This window comes from Paenibacillus sp. FSL R5-0623, assembly GCF_037974265.1.
GTDB lineage: Bacteria > Bacillota > Bacilli > Paenibacillales > Paenibacillaceae > Paenibacillus.
This window is the reverse complement of record NZ_CP150233.1, coordinates 6,939,407-6,958,916: the sequence shown is the minus strand read 5'-3', so window position 1 is coordinate 6,958,916 and position 19,510 is coordinate 6,939,407. Positions and strand designations below refer to the sequence as shown.

The following is a 19,510-nucleotide window of genomic DNA, read 5'->3' as shown; positions in this document are numbered from 1 at the left end:
AGGTCGCTTATTGAATAAGAAGCACCTGCATAGACTGTGGGAGCTATTACGAAACTAGGTGGTAATCTGCGGAATGAAAGAACAATTTTCGAAGTTGTTTGGTTTGGCGGAGCGCAATAACGGAGATGAGATCAAACAGATTCCGGTTAATGAAATTGTGAGCAGCCCATATCAACCCCGTACTATTTTTGATGATGATAAAATTGATGAGTTGTTGCAGACGATCAAAACACATGGCGTAATTCAGCCTATTGTCGTTCGCGTGCGAAATGGATCATATGAGATTATTGCCGGGGAACGTCGCTGGCGTGCAGTTCGAAAACTGGGTTTGGATACGATTCCGGCTATTGTACGTGAATTTAATGATTCTCAGGCCGCATCCATTGCACTGATTGAGAACTTGCAGCGTGAAGGATTGACTTCAATTGAAGAAGCTGTCGCTTATCAGAAGCTGATTGACTTGCATCAACTGACACAGGAGAGTCTTGCACAACGACTGGGCAAAAGCCAGTCAACTATCGCGAACAAGATTCGGTTGTTACAGCTCCCGGAAGGCATTAAGGCCGCATTGATGGAACGCAAAATTTCTGAACGGCATGCAAGAGCATTACTTTCTCTCGATACGGAAGAACTGCAGATGAAGTTGCTCGGTGAGATTATCGAAAAAGAATTGAATGTGAAACAGACAGAGGCACGTGTTGCCTTTTACAAGGAATCTTCCAAGATTAAGAAATCTAGACGTGTTTCCTTTACCAAGGATGTAAGACTTGCACTTAATACAATTCGCCAATCCATTGATATGGTAACTGGCTCAGGTCTGGACATCAAAACAAAAGAAGCAGACCATGAGGATCATTATGAGATCGTTATCCATATTCCAAAACGCAAATAATTGAAGCTTATGGCGGCAATGGGCCGCTTTTTATGTCTATAAAGCAAGTTAGGTCTGACATGTATAAAGAACGGTCGGTATATTGATGGAACGGTAGTTGTTGTTTGTGTGGACGATAGCCGCCTGCTTTTTGTTAACAATATCTCACAACCTACAGAAAAGACTCCTATTTTATTTGAGGTGAAGTAATTGTCTAAGATTATGGCCGTAGCAAATCAAAAGGGCGGTGTGGGGAAAACGACGACATCTGTTAACTTGGGTGCAGGACTGGCTTCACTCGGGAAAAGAGTATTGCTTGTCGATATTGACCCTCAGGGGAATACAACCAGCGGAGTCGGAATCAATAAAGCAGATGTGGCTAATTGTATATATGATGTCATTATTAATGAGGTTCCTCCTCAAGAAGCGATTGTGGAGACTCAGATTGAAGGCCTTCATATCATACCTGCAACGATTCAGCTTGCCGGAGCCGAGATCGAATTGGTGTCCACGATATCACGGGAAGTTCGCCTGAAAAAATCACTCGCCATGGTGAAGAAAAACTATGATTACATACTGATCGATTGTCCACCATCCCTTGGTATGTTAACGATTAATTCGTTGACTGCTTCCGATTCGGTGATCATTCCGATTCAGTGTGAGTATTATGCACTTGAAGGATTAAGTCAGTTGCTCAATACGGTTCGTCTTGTACAGAAACATCTAAATACATCCCTGCAGATTGAAGGGGTATTGCTGACGATGTTTGATGCCCGGACCAATCTGGGAATTCAGGTTATTGAAGAAGTGAAAAAGTATTTTCAACAAAAAGTATATCAAACAATTATTCCGCGTAACGTACGGCTTAGTGAAGCCCCATCTCATGGTCAATCCATTATCACGTATGACCCTCGTTCAAGAGGGGCGGAAGTGTATTTAGAGCTCGCAAAGGAAGTGATTTCTTATGAGTAAGCGGCTTGGAAAAGGTCTTGATGCCCTCATTCCTTCGCTTTCAATTAATGACGATGATAAAGTCGTAGAAATCCCGATTAGTCAACTGCGGGCTAACCCCTATCAACCACGTAAAGTATTTGATGAGGGCGCAATACATGAACTGGCTGAGTCCATTCGTCAGCATGGTGTCATACAACCCATTATTGTTCGTCCTGTACTACGAGGTTATGAGATTATTGCCGGAGAACGAAGGTTCAGAGCTTCGCAATATTGTGGTAATGCCACGGTACCGGCTGTAGTCCGCAACTTTAGTGATCAGCAGGTAATGGAGATTGCGTTGATTGAAAACCTGCAACGGGAGAATCTGAACGCCATGGAAGTTGCAGTTGCTTATCAGGGGTTAATGGATCAATTCGCGTTGACTCAGGAAGAGTTGTCTGTAAAAGTCGGTAAATCACGTTCTCACATTGCTAACTTCTTGCGTCTGTTATCATTGCCCGAAGAAGTAAAAGACCATGTTTCACGTGGAACATTATCTATGGGACATGCACGTGCGATCGTGGGTGTGAAAGACGAGGTTGTGGTGAAGCAGCTTGCTAAACAAACCATTGATCAGCAATGGAGTGTACGTGAGTTGGAGGAAGCTGTTCAACAATTGGATCGCTCCAAAACAGGTGAGGCTAAAGCTAAATCGAAGTTAAAAAAGAAAGATCCATTCATTGATACATTGGAAGAATCTCTGCGTGAACGTTTCAAAACAACAGTGAAAATCAAGCACAATAAAGATAAAGGTAAAATTGAGCTCAACTACTACAGTCAACAGGATCTGGAACGGCTATTGGAATTGTTACAATAACAGTCGAGTCTATGATTCATTAACAACATGCGGGGCTTACTCATGTCATGACATATCGCCTCTGTACCATGGAGATACGATATGTCATTGTTTGTTTATAGGGTTATACGTGCAATATGTGCAGGGGAATTATTAATTTATGGGACAGAGGTGGTTGTGAGGTGGAGGGAGTTATCTATCTAGATCATGCAGCAACATCTTGGCCCAAACCACCTGCTGTCGGTGATGCGATGTTGAGTGCATTAGAAATTGCCGGAGCCAATCCTGGCAGAGGAAGTCACCGTATGGCTGTTCAGGCAAGTCGTGTATTGTTCGAGGCGAGAAAATCCATATCCAATATGTTTGGAATCAAAAATGCGAATGATATTGCATTCGGATCAAATACGACTGAAGCGCTAAATCTAGCTATTCAAGGCTCGCTCAGAGAGGGCGACCATGTGATTGCCACCATGGCTGAACATAACTCAGTTAGACGACCACTAGAGTATATGCGCAGACTCCGAAATGTGGAGATTGATTATGTACCTGTTAATGCTGCGGGAGCCATTGATCTAATGCAAATGGAACGTATGTTTCGTTCGAATACCAGATTGGTGGTATGTACACATAGTTCCAATCTGCTTGGCAGTATTCTTCCTATTGGAGAAATTTCGCTCCTATGTCGTAAACATCAAGCGATCTTGTTGGTAGATGCAGCTCAGAGTGCTGGGGTTATGCCTGTGAATGTACAACAATTGGGCATAGATATGTTGGCTTTTCCAGGGCATAAGGGACTGCTTGGTCCTCAGGGTACAGGAGGCTTGTACATTGCTCCAGAGCTCGATATAGAGCCTTTACTTCATGGAGGAACAGGAAGTCAGTCAGAGGCTTTGGAGCAGCCAAAGGTCCGTCCTGATCGGTATGAAGCGGGGACGCCGAATACTGTCGGGATCGCAGGACTGAATGCGGGTGTGAAACATGTACTTGAGATGACACCAACGGTCATCTACCAGCATGAGTGGGAACTGACCCAACTTATAATGGATGGGCTGTCATCCGTTAAGGGTATACGAATGCTTGGTCCTGAGATTGGACAGCCACGCAGTGGATTAGTATCTTTTACTGTGGATGGATATGATTCAGCGCAACTCGCCTTCCGATTAGATCGGAATTATGGGATTGCGGTACGCTCCGGTTTTCATTGCACACCGCTTGCACACGAATCTGCTGGTACAACCGCTACCGGAGCAGTAAGAGCTAGTGTGGGATACAATTCAACTAGAGAACATGTGGAAGCACTCGTTAAGGCAGTGTTGGAATTGACTGGGGCAGACTAGATTAGAGTTGAAATGATGAACTCATTTGATATAGGTTGCTTGATTAAGCTTATGGATATCGGGTTGATTTATAATGAATGATAATATTACAGGACAGACGTTAATCTGATCAAAAATATAGAGGGGTAGTTGCAATTACATGGCTGAATTAAACGAGCTGATTCTGGAACAGCTGTTATGGATTATTGGCGGAATGGCATTACTTACGGTGATCCTGCTGATTGTGAGTATTGTTCAAGGGGCAAAGTTACGAAAGTTTAAACGTAAATATGAAGCCATGATGGCTGGCAGTGGAGTAGAGGACCTGGAATCATTGCTGATTAATCTGAAACTTCAGATGGACAGCATTGAGGACGAACACAAACTGCAAACGAATCAGCTGCAAGTTGTCATGCAAAAGCTGACCCGCATTCAAGGTAAAGTTGGCGTGAAAAGGTACAATGCATATGGAGAGCGTGGCAGTGATCTGAGCTTCTCCATGGCTATGATTAACGATAGCCAGGATGGCATGATCCTTACGGGGATATATAACCGTGACGGTTCTTACGTATATGCCAAACCTCTTAAAGGGGGAGAGTCTACGTATACTCTGTCCCCAGAGGAAAAGGAAGCTATTACTCTGGCACAGCAAGCAGAGTAGAACGTGTATGCCATTCCCGGATGGCCGAGTACAGACTGCTGGATATAATCTCGGACATGCGCATAACAAGACTGAGCCGTGTGTTCTGTAGAACAAAGTATTCCATAAAGCCGCCGACGTTAACGATACCTGTCAGATGGATATCGCCGACCGGCGGTAATTCTTTATTTACCCCCGCACCCGGCTTGAGTGGACCATTCACCACTTGAATGCATCCCACACTGGAGGATTGTCCGAGACAGGCGTCAATGCCAATCACATAAGGGTTATGGTGTGTTTTCTGTATGTTGTGGAGTGTATCTTGCAGGTTCATCGCATGGACTGGTTCATCCAAGGTACCATATAGATGGAATAAAGGGCTGTCCCACTTGGAAAGGGCTGATCCGACCAGAGGACCAAGACAGTCGCCTGTTGAGCGATCTGTGCCGATGCAGACAATCACTACATTTTGCAGAGAATGGGCTTTATAGAGATGGAACATTAAACGATGGGTAATGGCCGAGTGAATACCTGGATCGGTATGTGGGATTTTCAAACTGGTCATGTCTTGTGATGAAAAGGAACGCGAAGTAGGATTCATAGGATCTATCCTTTCCCTTGGAATAGTAGTAACAGTATATGGAAAGGTAGAGCGTTTTATACTTCACGAGGACAAGCTTTTTCTCTAGGGTTGGACGTATGGCGAAAGGAGCCGGACATGGACGAATGGATTAACGATTGGATGCTGATTGCATTTGATTCAACCCAGCAGGCACTGCGTGCTGAAATGCTGCTGGAGTTTGCTGAGATAGAGATTGATTTGTTCCCTACGCCAAAAGAAATTACAGCAGGGTGTGCGCTATGTATTCAGTTTCCAAAAGAGGATCTGGAGCGAGTGCAGAAGATCATTCGTAACGAGTTCGTAGAGATCCGAGGCCTCTATTTCAAAACAGAAGACAGCTATGATAACATACCGATGTAGAGGAGGCATGATGAATGTTGTCATTTCAGTTTGCTCAAGGGGATGAGACCGGTGCTGCTGGTGCTGTAAATGAAGCCCTTCGTTGGACGGATAAGGTCTGGAACAAAATTGCAGATCCTGACATGTGGCTTAACATTATGTTCAGCTCAATCCGGATCATCATTATTTTTATCATCACCCGTATTGTCATTAAGGTGGTATATCGAATTATAGATCGTTCCATGGAACGCAAGCAGGAAGGCAAGATTCGCGTAAATCCGCGCAGGTTCGTAACCGTAGGGGAACTGTTGAAAAATGCGACCTCCATAACATGTAATTTTATTATGATTCTGCTACTGTTATCTGAGATCAATATCCAAGTTGGACCGCTACTCGCGAGTGCTGGTGTGCTCGGGCTTGCCATTGGTTTTGGTGCACAGGGTCTGGTCAAGGATGTGATTACGGGTTTCTTCATCATATTGGAGGACCAGTTTGCTGTGGGGGATGTTATTCAGACGGGAACCTACAAGGGAACGGTTGAAGTGATTGGACTTAGAACAACGAAACTGGTCAGCTGGCAAGGTGAGGTGCACATTATCCCAAACGGGGCGATTGCTAGTGTAACGAACTACTCCATGTCGAATTCGCTGGCTGTAGTGGATATTCCGATGAAGGCGGACTTAAGTCTCGATGAGTCGGTACATCTGGTGAAAAAGTCTTTGGTTGGGATTGAAGAGCGTGACCTAAATATTGTGAAGGTGCCGGATGTGCTCGGTATACAGTCGATGTCTACATCTGAGTATGTGGTGCGAATTGTGGCTGAATGTATGCCTAACTCTCGTGCTTCGGTGGAGCGTCAGATTCAGGGCGATGTGAAGAAAACGCTGGAGTATCATGAGATGAGCCATCAAGCTGTATTGGAACAGGCAGTAGCTTTGGAGAAAGATGAGGGGGATGGCACAGGTGGAGCGTAAAAGTTTCCAGCTTGGGGATATCGTGCAGATGAAGAAGCAGCATCCCTGTGGCAGCAATGAGATGGAGATCATTCGTATGGGTATGGATATTCGGATTAAGTGTGTCGGATGTAAACACAGCGTGTTGATTCCAAGAGCGAAATTCGAGAAAAACATGAAGAAGGTACTGCGTTCAGCCGAAGATTCCACTGAATCCTGATCTTGCAATAATTCGGTATGCAGTGTGCGTAATAACGTTTACATGCAGGCTCCGTAGGAGTGTTGCGTTCTGTAAATGATCATGCTATAATCAATAATGCTGCGGAAAGGTACCCAAGAGGCCCAAGGGGGCTGACTCGAAATCAGTTAGGCGTGTCACAGCGTGCGTGGGTTCGAATCCCACCCTTTCCGCCACTTCAATTGTAATTTACTCAATACACATTGAGTTTAATAAAAAGATCGATAAGAAGACTTTCCATTAGGAAAGTCTTTTTTGGTATAACTTTTTATTGAATATGTATTGAAACGCGTATCCATATCAGATGCATCATTAATGACTCGAACGAAAAACAAAGAGCCCCGAAGGGCTCTTTATCCGGCGGTGCATTTGTTTGTTAGGAAACAATCGGTCGTAACAATCAGAAACTTGGTGTACTGCACGTAGCAATACGCGTGCTTCAGACGAAGGGCCTTACTACACATAACCACTTGCTTCTTAAATTACGTGATGAATCTCCAACAGCGAATGATCGGCTTCGTTGTCCAACGGAACCACACCTCTCTCGTGCACCGCCTGATTGTATTATGTGCTTTATTCCGTTTTATATACATGGATCGTCAAAAAAGTATTGCGATTAATGGACGCGGGCTTTGGTCAGCTTCTTCCACTTACGATTATGATTGCTTGTTTCGGGAAAAGCTTCACCTTTTTGCAGCGTTACCCGCTTTGGATTCTGAATTTCCGTGACAAAGCTTTTTTCCCCAACTTCCGTGTACTCTCCATCGTTTGGGGCTTTGTCTCCTGGTTCAAACTCGGTTTTTTCACCCATGATAAAACCTCCTCTGCAGATTATGTTACTTTGTTGCTTCTGTAGTGTGCTCCATAGCCGGGCTGATCATGTGCCAATATGTACAGGGAACGTTTGCTTGCACTTTAACTCGGTATTTGTTATATTAATATAGTTCGAGTTTGTGCTCGTTCCTTGCTCTCAACCTAGATTGAGGGCCAGAGTCCATAAGGAGGTGAAAATTATGCGCAAATATGAAGTGATGTACATTATTCGTCCTGACATTGAGCAAGAAGTTGTTCAAGCTACAGTCGATAAATTCCAAGGCATCATCTCCAACGGCGGTGGTGAAGTTACAGCTCACGACGTTATGGGTAAACGCCGTCTTGCGTATGAGATCAAGAAATTCCGTGATGGTTTTTATGTTCTGGTACATTTCACTGCTGAACCAGCAGTTGTAACTGAACTTGAGCGTCTCATGAAGATTTCTGACGAAGTAATTCGTTATCTCATTACCAACGACGTTAAGTCTGCTTAAGACTACTCGTGATTAACGCACCAATACGCTCTGAAGGAGGGGATTACATTGTTGAACCGTGTCATTCTGATCGGACGGTTAACCCGGGATCCTGAGTTGCGTTACACTCCAGCAGGAGTAGCAGTTACGCAATTTACTTTGGCAGTGGACAGACCGTTTACAAGCCAAGGGGGAGAAAAGGAAGCCGATTTCATTCCGGTCGTAACCTGGAGACAGCTTGCCGAGACCTGTGCGAACTACTTGCGCAAAGGACGCCTGGCTGCAGTCGAAGGACGCATTCAAGTACGGAACTACGAGAATAACGAAGGAAAACGTGTATACGTGACCGAAGTCATTGCCGATAATGTCCGTTTCTTGGAGTCAGCTAACCGTGATAATAGCGGTGGTGGCGGTGGGCAACCAATGCGTGAAGAGCCTTCTTATGGAGGCGGCGGACGCGCGAACAATAACAATAATTCGCGTAGCAACAATCAGGATCCTTTTTCCGATGACGGAAAACCGATTGATATATCGGATGATGATTTGCCATTTTAACATGAACTGATACTCTTAGGAGATATGGGTTACATGATAGGAAAGGACTGAAAAGCATGGGCTTCAAGCAAAGAGAAGGCGGAGACAACGATAAAAGACCGGCACGTCGTGGCGGCCGTAATAAACGTCGTAAAGTGTGCTTCTTCACAGCTAACAAAATTACTCACATCGATTATAAAGATACGGACTTGCTTCGTAAATTTATCAGCGAACGTGGAAAAATTTTGCCACGCCGTGTAACAGGTACTAGCGCTAAATATCAACGCATGCTGACGATTGCAATCAAACGCTCCCGTCAAATCGCATTATTGCCATACACAACTGAGTAGTTTTTACTCAGCTTGCATACGAAGCAGTCGGCTTATAGCCGGCTGCTTTTTTGTATGTATAGAATAAAATAACATGTTCACTCTAGCTAATTAGAGAATCCAAACTATGGTGATAGAAGCATTCAAGGCTCAAATGGATTATAATAGAGTCTAATCTACTGAAAAGGCTCAGTTAGCAAGAATAGCTTTATTTCAGAATAATCATCAGGAGTGGATATGAATACATCAAAACGTAAAGGCAAACAGAGAAAAAAGAGCAGTCTGAAAACCTGGATTATAGCTACTCTTTTACTTTCCATTATATATGTGTGGTTACAACAAAAAGATGATATAGATAACATGTGGCCTGGGACAACAATCCAAGAAGCTATGCCAATCACCGGCCTACATCCTGTGGTAGCAGAGAATGAGAAATTATTGGTACGTAAGGCAGCGAGACGTGGAATAGAGATTGTTATCACCCACGGTTACCGAAGTTCCGAGGAGCAAGATGCACTATTCAACCAAGGACGTTCAAGTGCAGGCAATATCGTTACTAATGCACGTGGTGGTGAGTCTTATCATAACTACGGATTAGCAATTGATTTTGCATTGAGGACGCCTGAGGGTGATGTGGTGTGGGATATGGAACGGGATGATAACGGCAATGGTAAGGCAGACTGGATGGAAGTTGTGGATCTAGCCAAAGAGTTAGGTTTCACTTGGGGTGGAGATTGGGCAAACTTTCCGGACTATCCTCACTTGCAGATGGATTTTGGTTTGAGTATTAATGAGTTAAAACGTGGTAAAAGACCTCCTGATTCTTAGTAAAAGGTGTTTTATATACAATTAAATGAATAAATATTAGATAAGTTCTGCATTTTGCAGGGCTTTTTTCTTTCTTTTGTAAAATAAATGATAAAAGATGACAATTTGGTCTTTACATTAGCAAATAAATAAAACTATACTAGATTAACTAGATTTTTTGCTTTGATCGCACATATTATTTCAATTGTAAGCATAACGGCTCCGGTTCAATAAAATTCAGCTATGGATCGATATATAATCATCACTCATATATGTAACATTTACCTCACGCAAAATTAAGATTGTCTACTTAAATTAAAGCATACATATACATTAGATGTAACTGTTATGTTATGTATATGTTATTTTGACTAATTGCCTATGTACACCTCACAGCCAAAAACAAGATAACACCTCTCAAAATTCCTGATATATGCCTTTATAGTATTACTAATATCCAAATCTGTAGTATAAAAAACATTTATACCAAAAATCTCAAAATAAGCATTGACGTTAGCTAAAATTACACGTATGATTACATTAATTATTTTGATATATAATTCCGCTAGGAATTATCAACATTAATTGACCAATGGTCTAAATATAAGTCTCTTATACTTGTTTCTCCTAACAATTTGGTATTTTGTATAAGCTATTGTTCGTTATCTTCAAGAACTTGGAAATATACAGTGGATGCATATCTCTACACACGAATACAATCTACGGAAATTATGGGGTTAGGGTGATTGATTTGAATACAGAGCTATTGGAAGTCAGAAATCTAACAACATCATTCAGAATTGAAGATGACTATTATGCAGCAGTGGATCACGTTAACCTTACGGTGAAGAAAAATGAAGTGTTGGCAATTGTAGGTGAATCCGGGTCAGGTAAAAGTGCTTTTGCATTCTCTCTTATGGGTTTGCATAACAAAGCAAAGATCGAAGGCCAGATTCTCTATAAAGGACAAGATATTGCCAACATCTCCCCAAGCAAATTAAACAAACTACGCGGCAAAGAAATGGGCATGATTTTTCAGGACCCTTTGTCCGCACTAAATCCTCTAATGATTATTGGTGAACAGATTGAAGAGATTCTCACACTTCATCAGTCCAAGCTGTCTTCCAGAGAGAAGAGAGAAAAGGTCATTCACTTATTGAATCAGGTAGGGATTCCACGTCCCGAACAAATATACAAGCAGTATCCCCACGAACTATCTGGTGGTATGAGACAGAGAATTGTTATTGCCATTGCGATTGCCAACAAACCGGAACTACTCATAGCCGATGAACCAACGACGGCGCTTGACGTTACGATTCAACTACAGATTCTGGAACTGATCCGTGATCTGAAGAATGAGATTAACGCAGGCATTATTCTGATTACACATGATTTGGGTGTAGTGGCTGAAATGGCAGATCGCGTGGCAGTTATGTATGCAGGTGAAATTGTTGAAATCGCAGATATCTTCACGTTGATGAATGATGCGAAGCATCCGTATACACGTTCACTGTTGAACTCTATCCCTACCCTTTCTGAAGAAAGATCCAAATTGCATGTTATCCAAGGCATCGTGCCTTCACTCAAAAATCTTCCTCGCAAAGGGTGCCGATTCAAGGCCCGAATTCCATGGATTAGTGATTCGGCTCATGAAGAGAACCCGCAGATGCATGAAATTGCACCAGGTCACTATGTACGTTGTACCTGTTACCAGCACTTTCATTTCCCTGACCAAGCTGAGGAGGAATAACATAATGGCATTACTCGAAGTAGAAGGACTCAAGATACACTTTCCGATTCGCGGTGGATTGCTTAAACGGGAAATTGGCAGTGTAAAGGCTGTTGATGATGTTAGCTTCTCCATTGAAGAAGGACAGACCTATGGTCTGGTTGGCGAATCAGGTTCAGGTAAGACAACAACAGGCAGAGCCATTATTGGGCTAAACCATGTCACTGACGGCAAGATTCTGTTTAACGGCAAAAATCTGGCTACGGAGCGACGTAAGAACAGGCAGCTTCAGCGGGATGTACAAATGATTTTTCAAGACCCTTATTCATCACTGAATCCAAAGAAGCGGGTTATCGATATTATCGCTGAGCCGTTTCGTAACTATGAGCGTCTGACAGCTACCGAGGAGAAAAGACAAGTAAGAGAATTACTTGAAAAGGTTGGCCTGAGTCCGGAATCAATCTACAAATATCCGCATGAATTCTCAGGGGGGCAGCGTCAACGGATCGGTATTGCACGGGCTATTGCACTGAAGCCGAAGCTAATTATCGCGGATGAACCTGTATCTGCACTCGATGTATCGGTACAGGCTCAGGTACTCAACTTCATGCAGGAAATTCAAAAAGAATTAAATCTGACCTATCTGTTCATCAGTCACGATCTGGGTATCATCCGTCATATGTGTGATCAGATTGGAATTATGTATAAAGGTCGATATGTGGAACAGGGCACAACAAATGATATTTTTGAGAATCCGCAACACATCTATACCAAACGTCTCATTGCAGCCATTCCGGATATGGACCCAACCAAACGAGAGGAAATGGTAGCCTTCCGTCAACAGGTCAAATCCGAGTATGAACATTCATACCGAAATTTCTTTGATGAGGAAGGGCTTGCATACTCGCTCAAATCCATTTCCGATACTCACCGAGTAGCTCTACCTCAGAAAGGTTGAAGGCCATATGTGGAAAACGATAGTACGCAGAATTATCATAATGATCCCTCAGATATTTTTACTTAGTCTTTTGGTCTTTCTGATGGCCAAGGCCATGCCGGGCGATGCACTAACGGGATTGCTTGATCCAAGCGTTGATCCCAAAGCATTGGAAGCGCAGCGAGAGAGACTGGGATTGAATAATCCTTGGTACGTGCAATATTGGGACTGGATCAAAAACGCTATCCAAGGTGATTTTGGGCAATCCTTCCGTTTCAAAATGCCGGTTACGGACCTGATCGGTCAGCGTGTAGCAAACACATTCTGGCTCGCACTGGCGACACTTGTACTGACTTACCTGATCGCTATTCCACTGGGTATCATCAGTGGTCGTTACAACGATACCTGGTCTGATCGGTTGATCACGGGATACACCTACCTGGGCTTTGCCGCACCATTGTTCATCTTTGCACTGGTGATGGTATGGATCTTCGGATTCCACTTCGGCTGGTTCCCGACAGGAGGTAGCGTTGCGCCAGGACTTACACCAGGCACATTCAGCTACGTAATGAGTAAGTTCTATCATCTATTATTGCCGGCATTATCCATGGCACTAATTACAACGGTATCTACGGTTCAATATTTACGTAGTGAAATCATTGATATCAAGCATAAGGAATTCGTTATTACTGCCAGAGCCAAAGGTGCCTCGGAATCCCGGATCTACAACAGGCATATCTTGAGGAACTCATTATTACCTATCGCCGCGTTCTTTGGATATGAGATCACAGGACTTATCGGAGGCACGGTATTTATCGAAAGTATATTCAGTTATCCAGGTATGGGGCAGTTGTTCCTGAGTTCCATCTCATTGCGTGACTTCAGCGTTGTGACTGCACTCGTATTGTTGTATGGCGTAGCTTCCATTCTCGGGGCATTGCTGTCTGACATAATTCTAGGAATTGTAGATCCACGTATACGGATCAAGTAAGAACTTGAAGATTTCGGGGTGAAAACAAGATGAGCAAGGCCAACGAGGTAGTTGTAACTTCACAAAAGGTTGATAAAAGCCCCTCCAGCTTGAGTATTGTATGGCGGGAGCTTGTCAGAGATAAGGTGGCACTAATCTCGCTCATTTTCTTGGGCTTGGTCATGTTGCTGGTATATGGCACGTCTCTCATTCTGAATCAGGATGATATCGTACGCGTGGATCTGTTTGCCTTATATGAACCACCATCCGCTAAGTATTGGCTTGGAACGGACTATGGAGGTCGTGATGTATTTGGCCAACTGGTCATCGGTACACGTAACTCCCTGACCATTGGAATTATCGTAACGTTAATGACTGGCTTCATAGGTATCTTAATTGGCCTTTTATCCGGTTATTTCGGTGGAATGATAGACAACCTGTTTATGCGTGTTGTTGATTTCTTCATGATCCTTCCAATGTTGATGATTGTTATCGCGTTTGTTACGGCAGTACCGAAATACAATATCATCTCGTTCTCTCTAATCATGACGGCATTTCTCTGGATGGGTATTGCCAGATTGATTCGCTCCAAAGCATTACAGGAACGGGAACTGGATTATGTAAAAGCTTCAAAAACATTGGGTTCTTCTCATCTGAAGATTATGCTCTCACAGGTTCTTCCGAATCTGAGCTCCATTATCATCGTAACGATGACATTGAATCTCGCTGCCAACATTGGCCTCGAATCAGGGTTATCTTTCCTGGGATTTGGTTTTCCCGAAAGTACGCCTAGTCTTGGAACACTCGTAAGTTATGCACGTAATCCGCAAACCCTGGAATCCAGATGGTGGATATGGCTACCCGCATCGGTACTGATTCTGGTATTGATGTTGAGTATAAATAATGTCGGTCAAGCCCTAAAGCGTGCGACTGATGCAAGACAAAGAAGAGGTTAAAAAAGGGAGGAAAGGTTCATGAAAAAGGGATTATTTTCACGGGGACTATTTTTCACGATGATGTTGGTCTTTGTATTGGTGCTCGCGGCGTGCTCTGAGAAAGAAGCAGCTACTCCAGCTCCAGCTTCCAACACAGAAGAGGGAAAAACGGAGGAAAAACCTGCTAATGAAGAGGGCGTTTACTCCATTGATGACTTCAACAATGTCAAAACGAATGAGGGTACTGCGATCGAGGGTGGATCGATTACATTTGGACTTGTGTCGGATACTGCTTTTGAAGGTACACTGAACTACAATTTCTATTCCGGTAACCCGGATGTACAGGTTCTTCAATGGTTCGACGAAGGCTTGCTGACTTGGGATAAAGACTATGTGTATACCAACGATGGTGCAGCAACGTATGAAACTTCTGAAGATGGCAAAACGTTCACACTGACCATTCGTGACAACGTAAACTGGCATGATGGCAAGCCGGTAACGGCTGAAGATCTGCAATTTGCTTATGAAGTTATTGGTAACAAAGCGTATGATGGTCCACGTTATGACTCCAACTTTACTAGCATAGTAGGTATGGAAGAATTCCATGCTGGAAAAGCAAAAACAATCTCTGGTATTAAAGTACTGAGCGACAAACAAATCAGCATTACGTATAAAGAATCTACTCCGTCCCTGCTGACAGGTGGCGTATGGACGTATCCATTGGCTAAACATATCTTCGGAGATATGGATGTAGCAAAAATGTCTTCTTCCAAAGAAGTACGTGAAAAACCAATTGGTTTTGGTCCATTTAAAGTGGATGTCATCACTCCGGGTGAGTCTGTAACTTATGTTAAAAACGAAGACTACTGGCGTGGAGCTCCGAAACTGGACAAAGTGACTCTGAAAGTTATCAACCCGACAACGGTTGTTCAAGAACTGAAATCTGGCGGGGTAGACCTCGTGGATGCATTCCCGACAGATCAATACAAAGATAATGCTAACCTGTCCAATGTAGAATTCCTGGGAGCAATCGATCGTGCTTATACGTACATCGGTTTCAAACTGGGTACGTGGGATGAAGAGAACGGAAAAGTTGTAAGCAATGCCGAAGCAAAAATGGGCGATAAAAAATTACGTAAAGCAATGTGGATGGCTGTAGATAACGATCAAGTTGGTAAACGTTTCTATAATGGCCTGCGTTGGAACGCAACAACCTTGATTCCACCATCTCACCCAGAATTCCATGATTCCAACAATCCGGGTGTAACATATGATCCAGAAGCAGCGAAAGCATTGCTCGACGAAGCTGGTTACAAACTGGATGGTGAATTCCGTACGAATCCGGATGGAACACCACTCGAAATCAACTTTGTATCCATGACTGGTGGCGACACAGCTGAACCATTGGCTCGTTATTATGTTCAATCATGGGCAGCTATTGGTTTGAAAGTAAACCTCGAAATGGTTGAGTTCAACAGCTTCTATGACCGTGTAGGTAACACAGGTAAAGATGATCCAAACATTGATGTGTATCAAGCAGCATGGGGCGTTGGTATTGACGTAGATCCATCTGGTCTGTATGGCCGTGATGCACTCTATAACTTCTCCAGATTCTCCAGCGAAGAGAATGACAAATTGCTGGCACAAGGTATCTCTGCTGAAGCATTTGATGTAGACAAGCGTAAAGAGGTCTACAATCAATGGCAGCAATACATGGTAGATGAAGTTCCTGTATTCCCTACACTGTATCGTGCAGTTGTAGCACCCGTTAACAAACGTGTAATGAACTATGCGATTGGTGATGGAACAGGCGTTTACCTGAGCGACCTGCAAGTTAATGCAGACAAAGCAGTTGTAGCTCAGTAAAACATTCTTAAATTAGCAGCTGTAAGGATTGGGGTCCTTTAAGAAGCCGGTTGCTAGATTATTAATGAAGAATTCTCCTGGGAAAATGAATAAAAAGTGTCTTTAAAAACATGGATTCTGTACACTCTGGCATGGGTGTATGGGGTTCATGTTTTTTTGTAACCAAAAAATAAAAAAAATTTAACTTTTTTTCAAAAAAGTGCAGACAAAAAGCCTCTTTACTTCGTCTATATAGGTAAGAGGTGATCATCTTATGAAAAAATGGTGGAAACGGGCAGGTATGCTGCTGGCTCTCTTGCTTATTATATATTTGGGTGTGAAACCGGACATGCTGGTAGGCAAACCGGGAATTAAAGCTGAATCTGCGGTATTAATGGATATGAATTCTGAACAGATCTTAATGGATTTTAACGGCTCCGAAGAGATTGCCCCGGCAGGCGTCAGTAAGTTGATGACAGAACTGTTAGTAATGGAGGCCGTGATCAATGGTGATATAGGTTGGAACGATCTTGTTAATGTGAGTCTGTATGCCAGCTCGGTGGGGGGCAGTCAATTGACCTTGAAACAGGGAGAGCAATTCACCGTTCAGGAGTTGTTCCAGGTGGTAGCTGTCTATTCAGCCAATGATGCAGCGGTTGCTCTTGCAGAACATATTAGTGGTACAGAGCAAAATTTTGTGCAACAGATGAATCAGAAAGCAACTCAGATTGGGCTGTCTGAGGATACACAATTCACGAATTCAACGGGCCTCAGTGAAAAGCTGCTTGGTCCTAACCGTCCGATGGATATACAAGGGCAGACCTTAATGACGGCTATAGATGCATGCAAGCTTGCGCGATATCTGCTGAATAACCATCCCGAGATTTTAAGAGTTTCTAGTCAAATGCAAGTATCAATGCACCAAAAAGGGATGTACATGAGTAACACGAACTGGATGTTGTCCTCTATTGGTGGGCCGTATGCTTACGATGGGAATGACGGATTGAAGACCGGATATGATGAAGATTCCGGATATCATTTTGTGGGGACAGCTGAACGTGATGGCAAAAGGCTGATATCAGTTGTATTTGGAACAGATACTCGTGAAGGGCGTTTTGTGGAGACTCGGAAGTTGTTCAACTATGGGTTTTCGGGAAACCGAGTCAGACCAGATTATTGAAGCATTACGCAAGCGTTAGTACGTTAGATAAGATATGAGGGCTGTCCGCAGGTTCGACTGAACATGTGGTAGCTCTATTTTATCGAATCAGAGGTAAATTGAGCCATATAACCATATTATTAAATTGACATATGGATTTCTTTTGTTTTAAAATGACCAGTGAGTCATTATTATTCAATTCAGTTTAATATATATGTATCAAACCAACTGTACGATACTAAATTTACGATCTGATCGGGAGGTAACATGTGATGCAAAAACAAATGAAATGGCCGCTAATCCTGTTTGCCATAGGGGTATTTATGGCTGCACTGGATAACGGGATCATCACCTCTTCACTGACCACCTTAAATGCATCATTTGGTGTGTCGCCAACATGGGGAGCATGGACGATTACGCTTTACACGCTTGGGCTTGCGGTGAGTGTACCTATTGCGGGCAAACTGTCGGACCGTTATGGTCGCAAGAAACTATTTTTGATTGAAGTGGCGTTGTTTGGGATCGGGTCCCTGCTCGTCGCGCTGAGCACATCGTTTACCTTTTTCCTGATTGCTCGTGTCATTCAAGCTTTGGGCGGTGGTGGGATTTTTATCATTGCCAGCTCATACGTATTAAGCAAGTTCCCGGCGGAGCGTCAGGGTACAGCTTTGGGTCTGCTCGGAGGGATGAATGGTGTTGCCGCTATATTGGGACCCAATGTCGGTGCTTTTATACTGGACCTTACGGGCAACTGGCATTGGTTATTCCTGATCAATGTACCTATCGCCATTCTGCTATTCATTGCAGGTATTCGATTTATTCAGGAAGAGCAGGAACTGAATCGTGCAGCAGTGGACTGGAGCGGTATTGCTGTCCTAACGTTGGGTGTACTCAGTTTAATGTATAGCTTCAGCAATCTGGACGGTGTGAACATGCTTCAAAGCCTGGGATCACCCATGTTCTACGGTTTCTTCTTGGCAGGTGTGATCATTCTCGTGCTCTTTTACTTCATGGAAAAAAGGCTGGAAGGATCTGAACGTGAACCTGTTGTATCGACACAACTTCTGGGCATTGCGTCCTTTCGCTGGACGCTGTTGATTGCCTTTTTCTCCGGAGCCATTCTGGCCTCGGTGATCTTTATTCCCGGATTTGTTGAACAATATCTCGGCGTATCCAATACAGCTTCCGGGTACTGGTTTACTCCGCTCGCGCTGGCATCCGGCATCGGGGCAGGTGGAGGTGGATACCTCGTTGACCGCAAAGGGCCAATCTGGACGTTATCCGTTGCGGGGCTGCTATCTGCAATTGGATTCCTGCTGTTTCCGCTATGGGTGGAGCATATCTGGCAATTTGTCATCGCGAGTACACTCGTAGGTATTGGCTTCGGTATGATGCTTGGTGCGCCAGTTAACGTACTTGTCACAGAACAGGCAGGGGAGAACAACAAAGGCATCGCGGTAGCGACCAGCTCGTTATTCCGCCAGATGGCGATGGCGATTGCACCTACCATTTTCGCTGGATTCCTGGCACGTTCTTTCGTTAATCTGGGATCAAACATTCAGGCAGGATTCGCTGACAAAGGAATTCAGGTACCGCCCGAGATGCTGCAACAATATGCCTCGGGAGGGGCATCAGGGAGTGATGTCTCCAGTCTGACAGAGGGCCTGTCCCAGATTCCTGATGAAGGTATCCGTGAGGTGTTGCTCCAGGCAGTGCATCAAACGACAGGGCAGGGTTACAATGGTCTTTTCTGGTCTGCGGTGGTATTCAGTGTGCTTACGCTGATAGCTGCGCTTATAACGGGACGTCTGCGTCAAAAAGAGAAGAGTCATCATGTGGAAGATGTATCTACAAGCTGATTTGATAACGTTAGAAATGAAGAGAACAGTGTACCTTTTGTAGCTAAAAAGGAGTCGCTGTTCTTTTCAATTTAACCGGATTGTAACTTTTCTTGCTCCTGCAATGATTACAATAGAACGAGCGTAAGCGGTGTCTTGATTCCAGAGAGAGAAAACTTCAGAAGGACACCGAGTCACAAGGCAACCCAGACGTTTAATTGGTATTATATAAGTTGAACGAATCGTTACACTTATCACTGCGAGTTCAGAATAACCTTCCGATCGCTGTTATCCCCAGATTTTTTAAAATTACCTTATTCAAAAGGTAAAAATCCGGTGATAAAGGCGAGCGCTACGCTTCTTCAGGTTTTTT

The 19,510-nt window shown here is 43.7% G+C and carries 21 protein-coding genes and 1 tRNA gene; 20 read left to right on the top strand and 2 right to left on the bottom strand.

What is annotated here, in order from left to right; all coding sequences use genetic code 11:
* The first annotated feature begins 73 nt into the window (after positions 1 to 73).
* The 5 genes from noc to MKY92_RS30405 all read left to right on the top strand — a co-directional run bounded on the left by noc (position 74) and on the right by MKY92_RS30405 (position 4,637).
* Positions 74 to 892, top strand: a complete 819-nt coding sequence (noc, locus tag MKY92_RS30425) for a nucleoid occlusion protein (protein WP_091012196.1) — start codon at positions 74 to 76, stop codon at positions 890 to 892.
* A gap of 189 nt (positions 893 to 1,081) precedes the next feature.
* Positions 1,082 to 1,843, top strand: a complete 762-nt coding sequence (locus MKY92_RS30420) for an AAA family ATPase (protein WP_024629525.1) — start codon at positions 1,082 to 1,084, stop codon at positions 1,841 to 1,843.
* A complete protein-coding gene (locus tag MKY92_RS30415) occupies positions 1,836 to 2,681 on the top strand; it encodes a ParB/RepB/Spo0J family partition protein (RefSeq protein ID WP_017691423.1) in 846 nt (281 codons plus the stop codon). The genes MKY92_RS30420 and MKY92_RS30415 overlap by 8 nt, the downstream gene beginning before the upstream one ends.
* Positions 2,682 to 2,842: 161 nt before the next feature.
* Entirely contained in the window at positions 2,843 to 3,997 is a 1,155-nt protein-coding gene (locus MKY92_RS30410; RefSeq protein ID WP_339298703.1) for an aminotransferase class V-fold PLP-dependent enzyme, read from the top strand.
* 139 nt (positions 3,998 to 4,136) lie between these two features.
* Positions 4,137 to 4,637, top strand: coding sequence for a DUF4446 family protein (locus MKY92_RS30405; RefSeq protein ID WP_047841029.1), 501 nt, complete (start codon positions 4,137 to 4,139; stop codon positions 4,635 to 4,637).
* Here the strand turns inward: MKY92_RS30405 and yyaC are convergent.
* Positions 4,612 to 5,217, bottom strand: a complete 606-nt coding sequence (gene yyaC, locus MKY92_RS30400) for a spore protease YyaC (RefSeq protein WP_036611957.1) — start codon at positions 5,215 to 5,217, stop codon at positions 4,612 to 4,614. The genes MKY92_RS30405 and yyaC overlap by 26 nt on opposite strands.
* Before the next feature lie 117 nt (positions 5,218 to 5,334).
* Between yyaC and MKY92_RS30395 the strand changes: the two genes are divergently transcribed.
* The 4 genes from MKY92_RS30395 to MKY92_RS30380 all read left to right on the top strand — a co-directional run bounded on the left by MKY92_RS30395 (position 5,335) and on the right by MKY92_RS30380 (position 6,944).
* Entirely contained in the window at positions 5,335 to 5,598 is a 264-nt protein-coding gene (locus tag MKY92_RS30395) for a DUF3343 domain-containing protein (protein WP_017691427.1), read from the top strand.
* 14 nt (positions 5,599 to 5,612) lie between these two features.
* Complete coding sequence (locus MKY92_RS30390; RefSeq protein ID WP_339298702.1) at positions 5,613 to 6,551, top strand: mechanosensitive ion channel family protein; 939 nt, start codon at positions 5,613 to 5,615, stop codon at positions 6,549 to 6,551.
* Positions 6,541 to 6,750, top strand: a complete 210-nt coding sequence (locus tag MKY92_RS30385; protein ID WP_036611950.1) for a DUF951 domain-containing protein — start codon at positions 6,541 to 6,543, stop codon at positions 6,748 to 6,750. Before MKY92_RS30390 ends, MKY92_RS30385 begins: the two co-directional genes overlap by 11 nt.
* Positions 6,751 to 6,853: 103 nt before the next feature.
* Positions 6,854 to 6,944, top strand: a tRNA-Ser gene (locus MKY92_RS30380).
* A 440-nt stretch (positions 6,945 to 7,384) separates the two neighbouring features.
* Here MKY92_RS30380 and MKY92_RS30375 read toward each other — a convergent pair.
* Positions 7,385 to 7,579, bottom strand: a complete 195-nt coding sequence (locus MKY92_RS30375) for a YjzC family protein (protein WP_036671877.1) — start codon at positions 7,577 to 7,579, stop codon at positions 7,385 to 7,387.
* Positions 7,580 to 7,781: 202 nt separating this feature from the next.
* Here MKY92_RS30375 and rpsF point away from each other — a divergent pair, with 202 nt between their 5' ends.
* The 11 genes from rpsF to MKY92_RS30320 all read left to right on the top strand — a co-directional run bounded on the left by rpsF (position 7,782) and on the right by MKY92_RS30320 (position 19,158).
* On the top strand, positions 7,782 to 8,075 hold the full coding sequence (gene rpsF, locus MKY92_RS30370) for a 30S ribosomal protein S6 (protein WP_036611944.1): 294 nt from the start codon (positions 7,782 to 7,784) through the stop codon (positions 8,073 to 8,075).
* Between the two features lie 48 nt (positions 8,076 to 8,123).
* Positions 8,124 to 8,609: a single-stranded DNA-binding protein gene (gene ssb / locus MKY92_RS30365; protein ID WP_017691432.1), complete on the top strand. Its 486-nt coding sequence runs from the start codon at positions 8,124 to 8,126 to the stop codon at positions 8,607 to 8,609.
* Positions 8,610 to 8,665: 56 nt separating this feature from the next.
* Positions 8,666 to 8,938 carry a 30S ribosomal protein S18 gene (gene rpsR / locus MKY92_RS30360; RefSeq protein WP_017691433.1) on the top strand — a complete coding sequence of 91 codons (273 nt, stop codon included), beginning with the start codon at positions 8,666 to 8,668 and terminating at the stop codon, positions 8,936 to 8,938.
* Between the two features lie 216 nt (positions 8,939 to 9,154).
* Positions 9,155 to 9,745, top strand: coding sequence for a M15 family metallopeptidase (locus MKY92_RS30355; protein ID WP_339298701.1), 591 nt, complete (start codon positions 9,155 to 9,157; stop codon positions 9,743 to 9,745).
* 730 nt (positions 9,746 to 10,475) lie between these two features.
* Positions 10,476 to 11,474 carry an ABC transporter ATP-binding protein gene (locus MKY92_RS30350; RefSeq protein ID WP_339298700.1) on the top strand — a complete coding sequence of 333 codons (999 nt, stop codon included), beginning with the start codon at positions 10,476 to 10,478 and terminating at the stop codon, positions 11,472 to 11,474.
* Between the two features lie 4 nt (positions 11,475 to 11,478).
* Positions 11,479 to 12,411 (top strand): ATP-binding cassette domain-containing protein, encoded by a 933-nt coding sequence (locus MKY92_RS30345; RefSeq protein WP_047841027.1) that lies wholly within the window; start codon positions 11,479 to 11,481, stop codon positions 12,409 to 12,411.
* A 7-nt stretch (positions 12,412 to 12,418) separates the two neighbouring features.
* The gene (gene opp4B / locus MKY92_RS30340) at positions 12,419 to 13,381 is read left to right on the top strand and encodes an oligopeptide ABC transporter permease (RefSeq protein WP_036611942.1); all 963 of its coding nucleotides are present in this window, start codon (positions 12,419 to 12,421) and stop codon (positions 13,379 to 13,381) included.
* A 29-nt stretch (positions 13,382 to 13,410) separates the two neighbouring features.
* The gene (locus MKY92_RS30335; protein ID WP_221820229.1) at positions 13,411 to 14,316 is read left to right on the top strand and encodes an ABC transporter permease; all 906 of its coding nucleotides are present in this window, start codon (positions 13,411 to 13,413) and stop codon (positions 14,314 to 14,316) included.
* 18 nt (positions 14,317 to 14,334) lie between these two features.
* A complete protein-coding gene (locus MKY92_RS30330; RefSeq protein WP_339298699.1) occupies positions 14,335 to 16,161 on the top strand; it encodes an oligopeptide ABC transporter substrate-binding protein in 1,827 nt (608 codons plus the stop codon).
* 253 nt (positions 16,162 to 16,414) lie between these two features.
* The gene (locus MKY92_RS30325; protein ID WP_339298698.1) at positions 16,415 to 17,320 is read left to right on the top strand and encodes a D-alanyl-D-alanine carboxypeptidase family protein; all 906 of its coding nucleotides are present in this window, start codon (positions 16,415 to 16,417) and stop codon (positions 17,318 to 17,320) included.
* Between the two features lie 251 nt (positions 17,321 to 17,571).
* On the top strand, positions 17,572 to 19,158 hold the full coding sequence (locus tag MKY92_RS30320; protein WP_339298697.1) for an MFS transporter: 1,587 nt from the start codon (positions 17,572 to 17,574) through the stop codon (positions 19,156 to 19,158).
* The last annotated feature ends 352 nt before the right edge of the window (positions 19,159 to 19,510 follow it).

Coding starts and splice junctions, on each gene's coding strand:
- MKY92_RS30405 (WP_047841029.1), top strand. CDS start 4,137: ATGGCTGAATTAAACGAGCTGATTCTGGAACAGCTGTTATGGATTATT.
- MKY92_RS30320 (WP_339298697.1), top strand. CDS start 17,572: ATGCAAAAACAAATGAAATGGCCGCTAATCCTGTTTGCCATAGGGGTA.
- MKY92_RS30325 (WP_339298698.1), top strand. CDS start 16,415: ATGAAAAAATGGTGGAAACGGGCAGGTATGCTGCTGGCTCTCTTGCTT.
- MKY92_RS30355 (WP_339298701.1), top strand. CDS start 9,155: ATGAATACATCAAAACGTAAAGGCAAACAGAGAAAAAAGAGCAGTCTG.
- MKY92_RS30335 (WP_221820229.1), top strand. CDS start 13,411: ATGAGCAAGGCCAACGAGGTAGTTGTAACTTCACAAAAGGTTGATAAA.
- MKY92_RS30395 (WP_017691427.1), top strand. CDS start 5,335: ATGGACGAATGGATTAACGATTGGATGCTGATTGCATTTGATTCAACC.
- noc (WP_091012196.1), top strand. CDS start 74: ATGAAAGAACAATTTTCGAAGTTGTTTGGTTTGGCGGAGCGCAATAAC.
- MKY92_RS30415 (WP_017691423.1), top strand. CDS start 1,836: ATGAGTAAGCGGCTTGGAAAAGGTCTTGATGCCCTCATTCCTTCGCTT.
- opp4B (WP_036611942.1), top strand. CDS start 12,419: ATGTGGAAAACGATAGTACGCAGAATTATCATAATGATCCCTCAGATA.
- MKY92_RS30390 (WP_339298702.1), top strand. CDS start 5,613: ATGTTGTCATTTCAGTTTGCTCAAGGGGATGAGACCGGTGCTGCTGGT.
- MKY92_RS30345 (WP_047841027.1), top strand. CDS start 11,479: ATGGCATTACTCGAAGTAGAAGGACTCAAGATACACTTTCCGATTCGC.
- MKY92_RS30330 (WP_339298699.1), top strand. CDS start 14,335: ATGAAAAAGGGATTATTTTCACGGGGACTATTTTTCACGATGATGTTG.
- rpsF (WP_036611944.1), top strand. CDS start 7,782: ATGCGCAAATATGAAGTGATGTACATTATTCGTCCTGACATTGAGCAA.
- rpsR (WP_017691433.1), top strand. CDS start 8,666: ATGGGCTTCAAGCAAAGAGAAGGCGGAGACAACGATAAAAGACCGGCA.
- MKY92_RS30375 (WP_036671877.1), bottom strand. CDS start 7,579: ATGGGTGAAAAAACCGAGTTTGAACCAGGAGACAAAGCCCCAAACGAT.
- yyaC (WP_036611957.1), bottom strand. CDS start 5,217: ATGAATCCTACTTCGCGTTCCTTTTCATCACAAGACATGACCAGTTTG.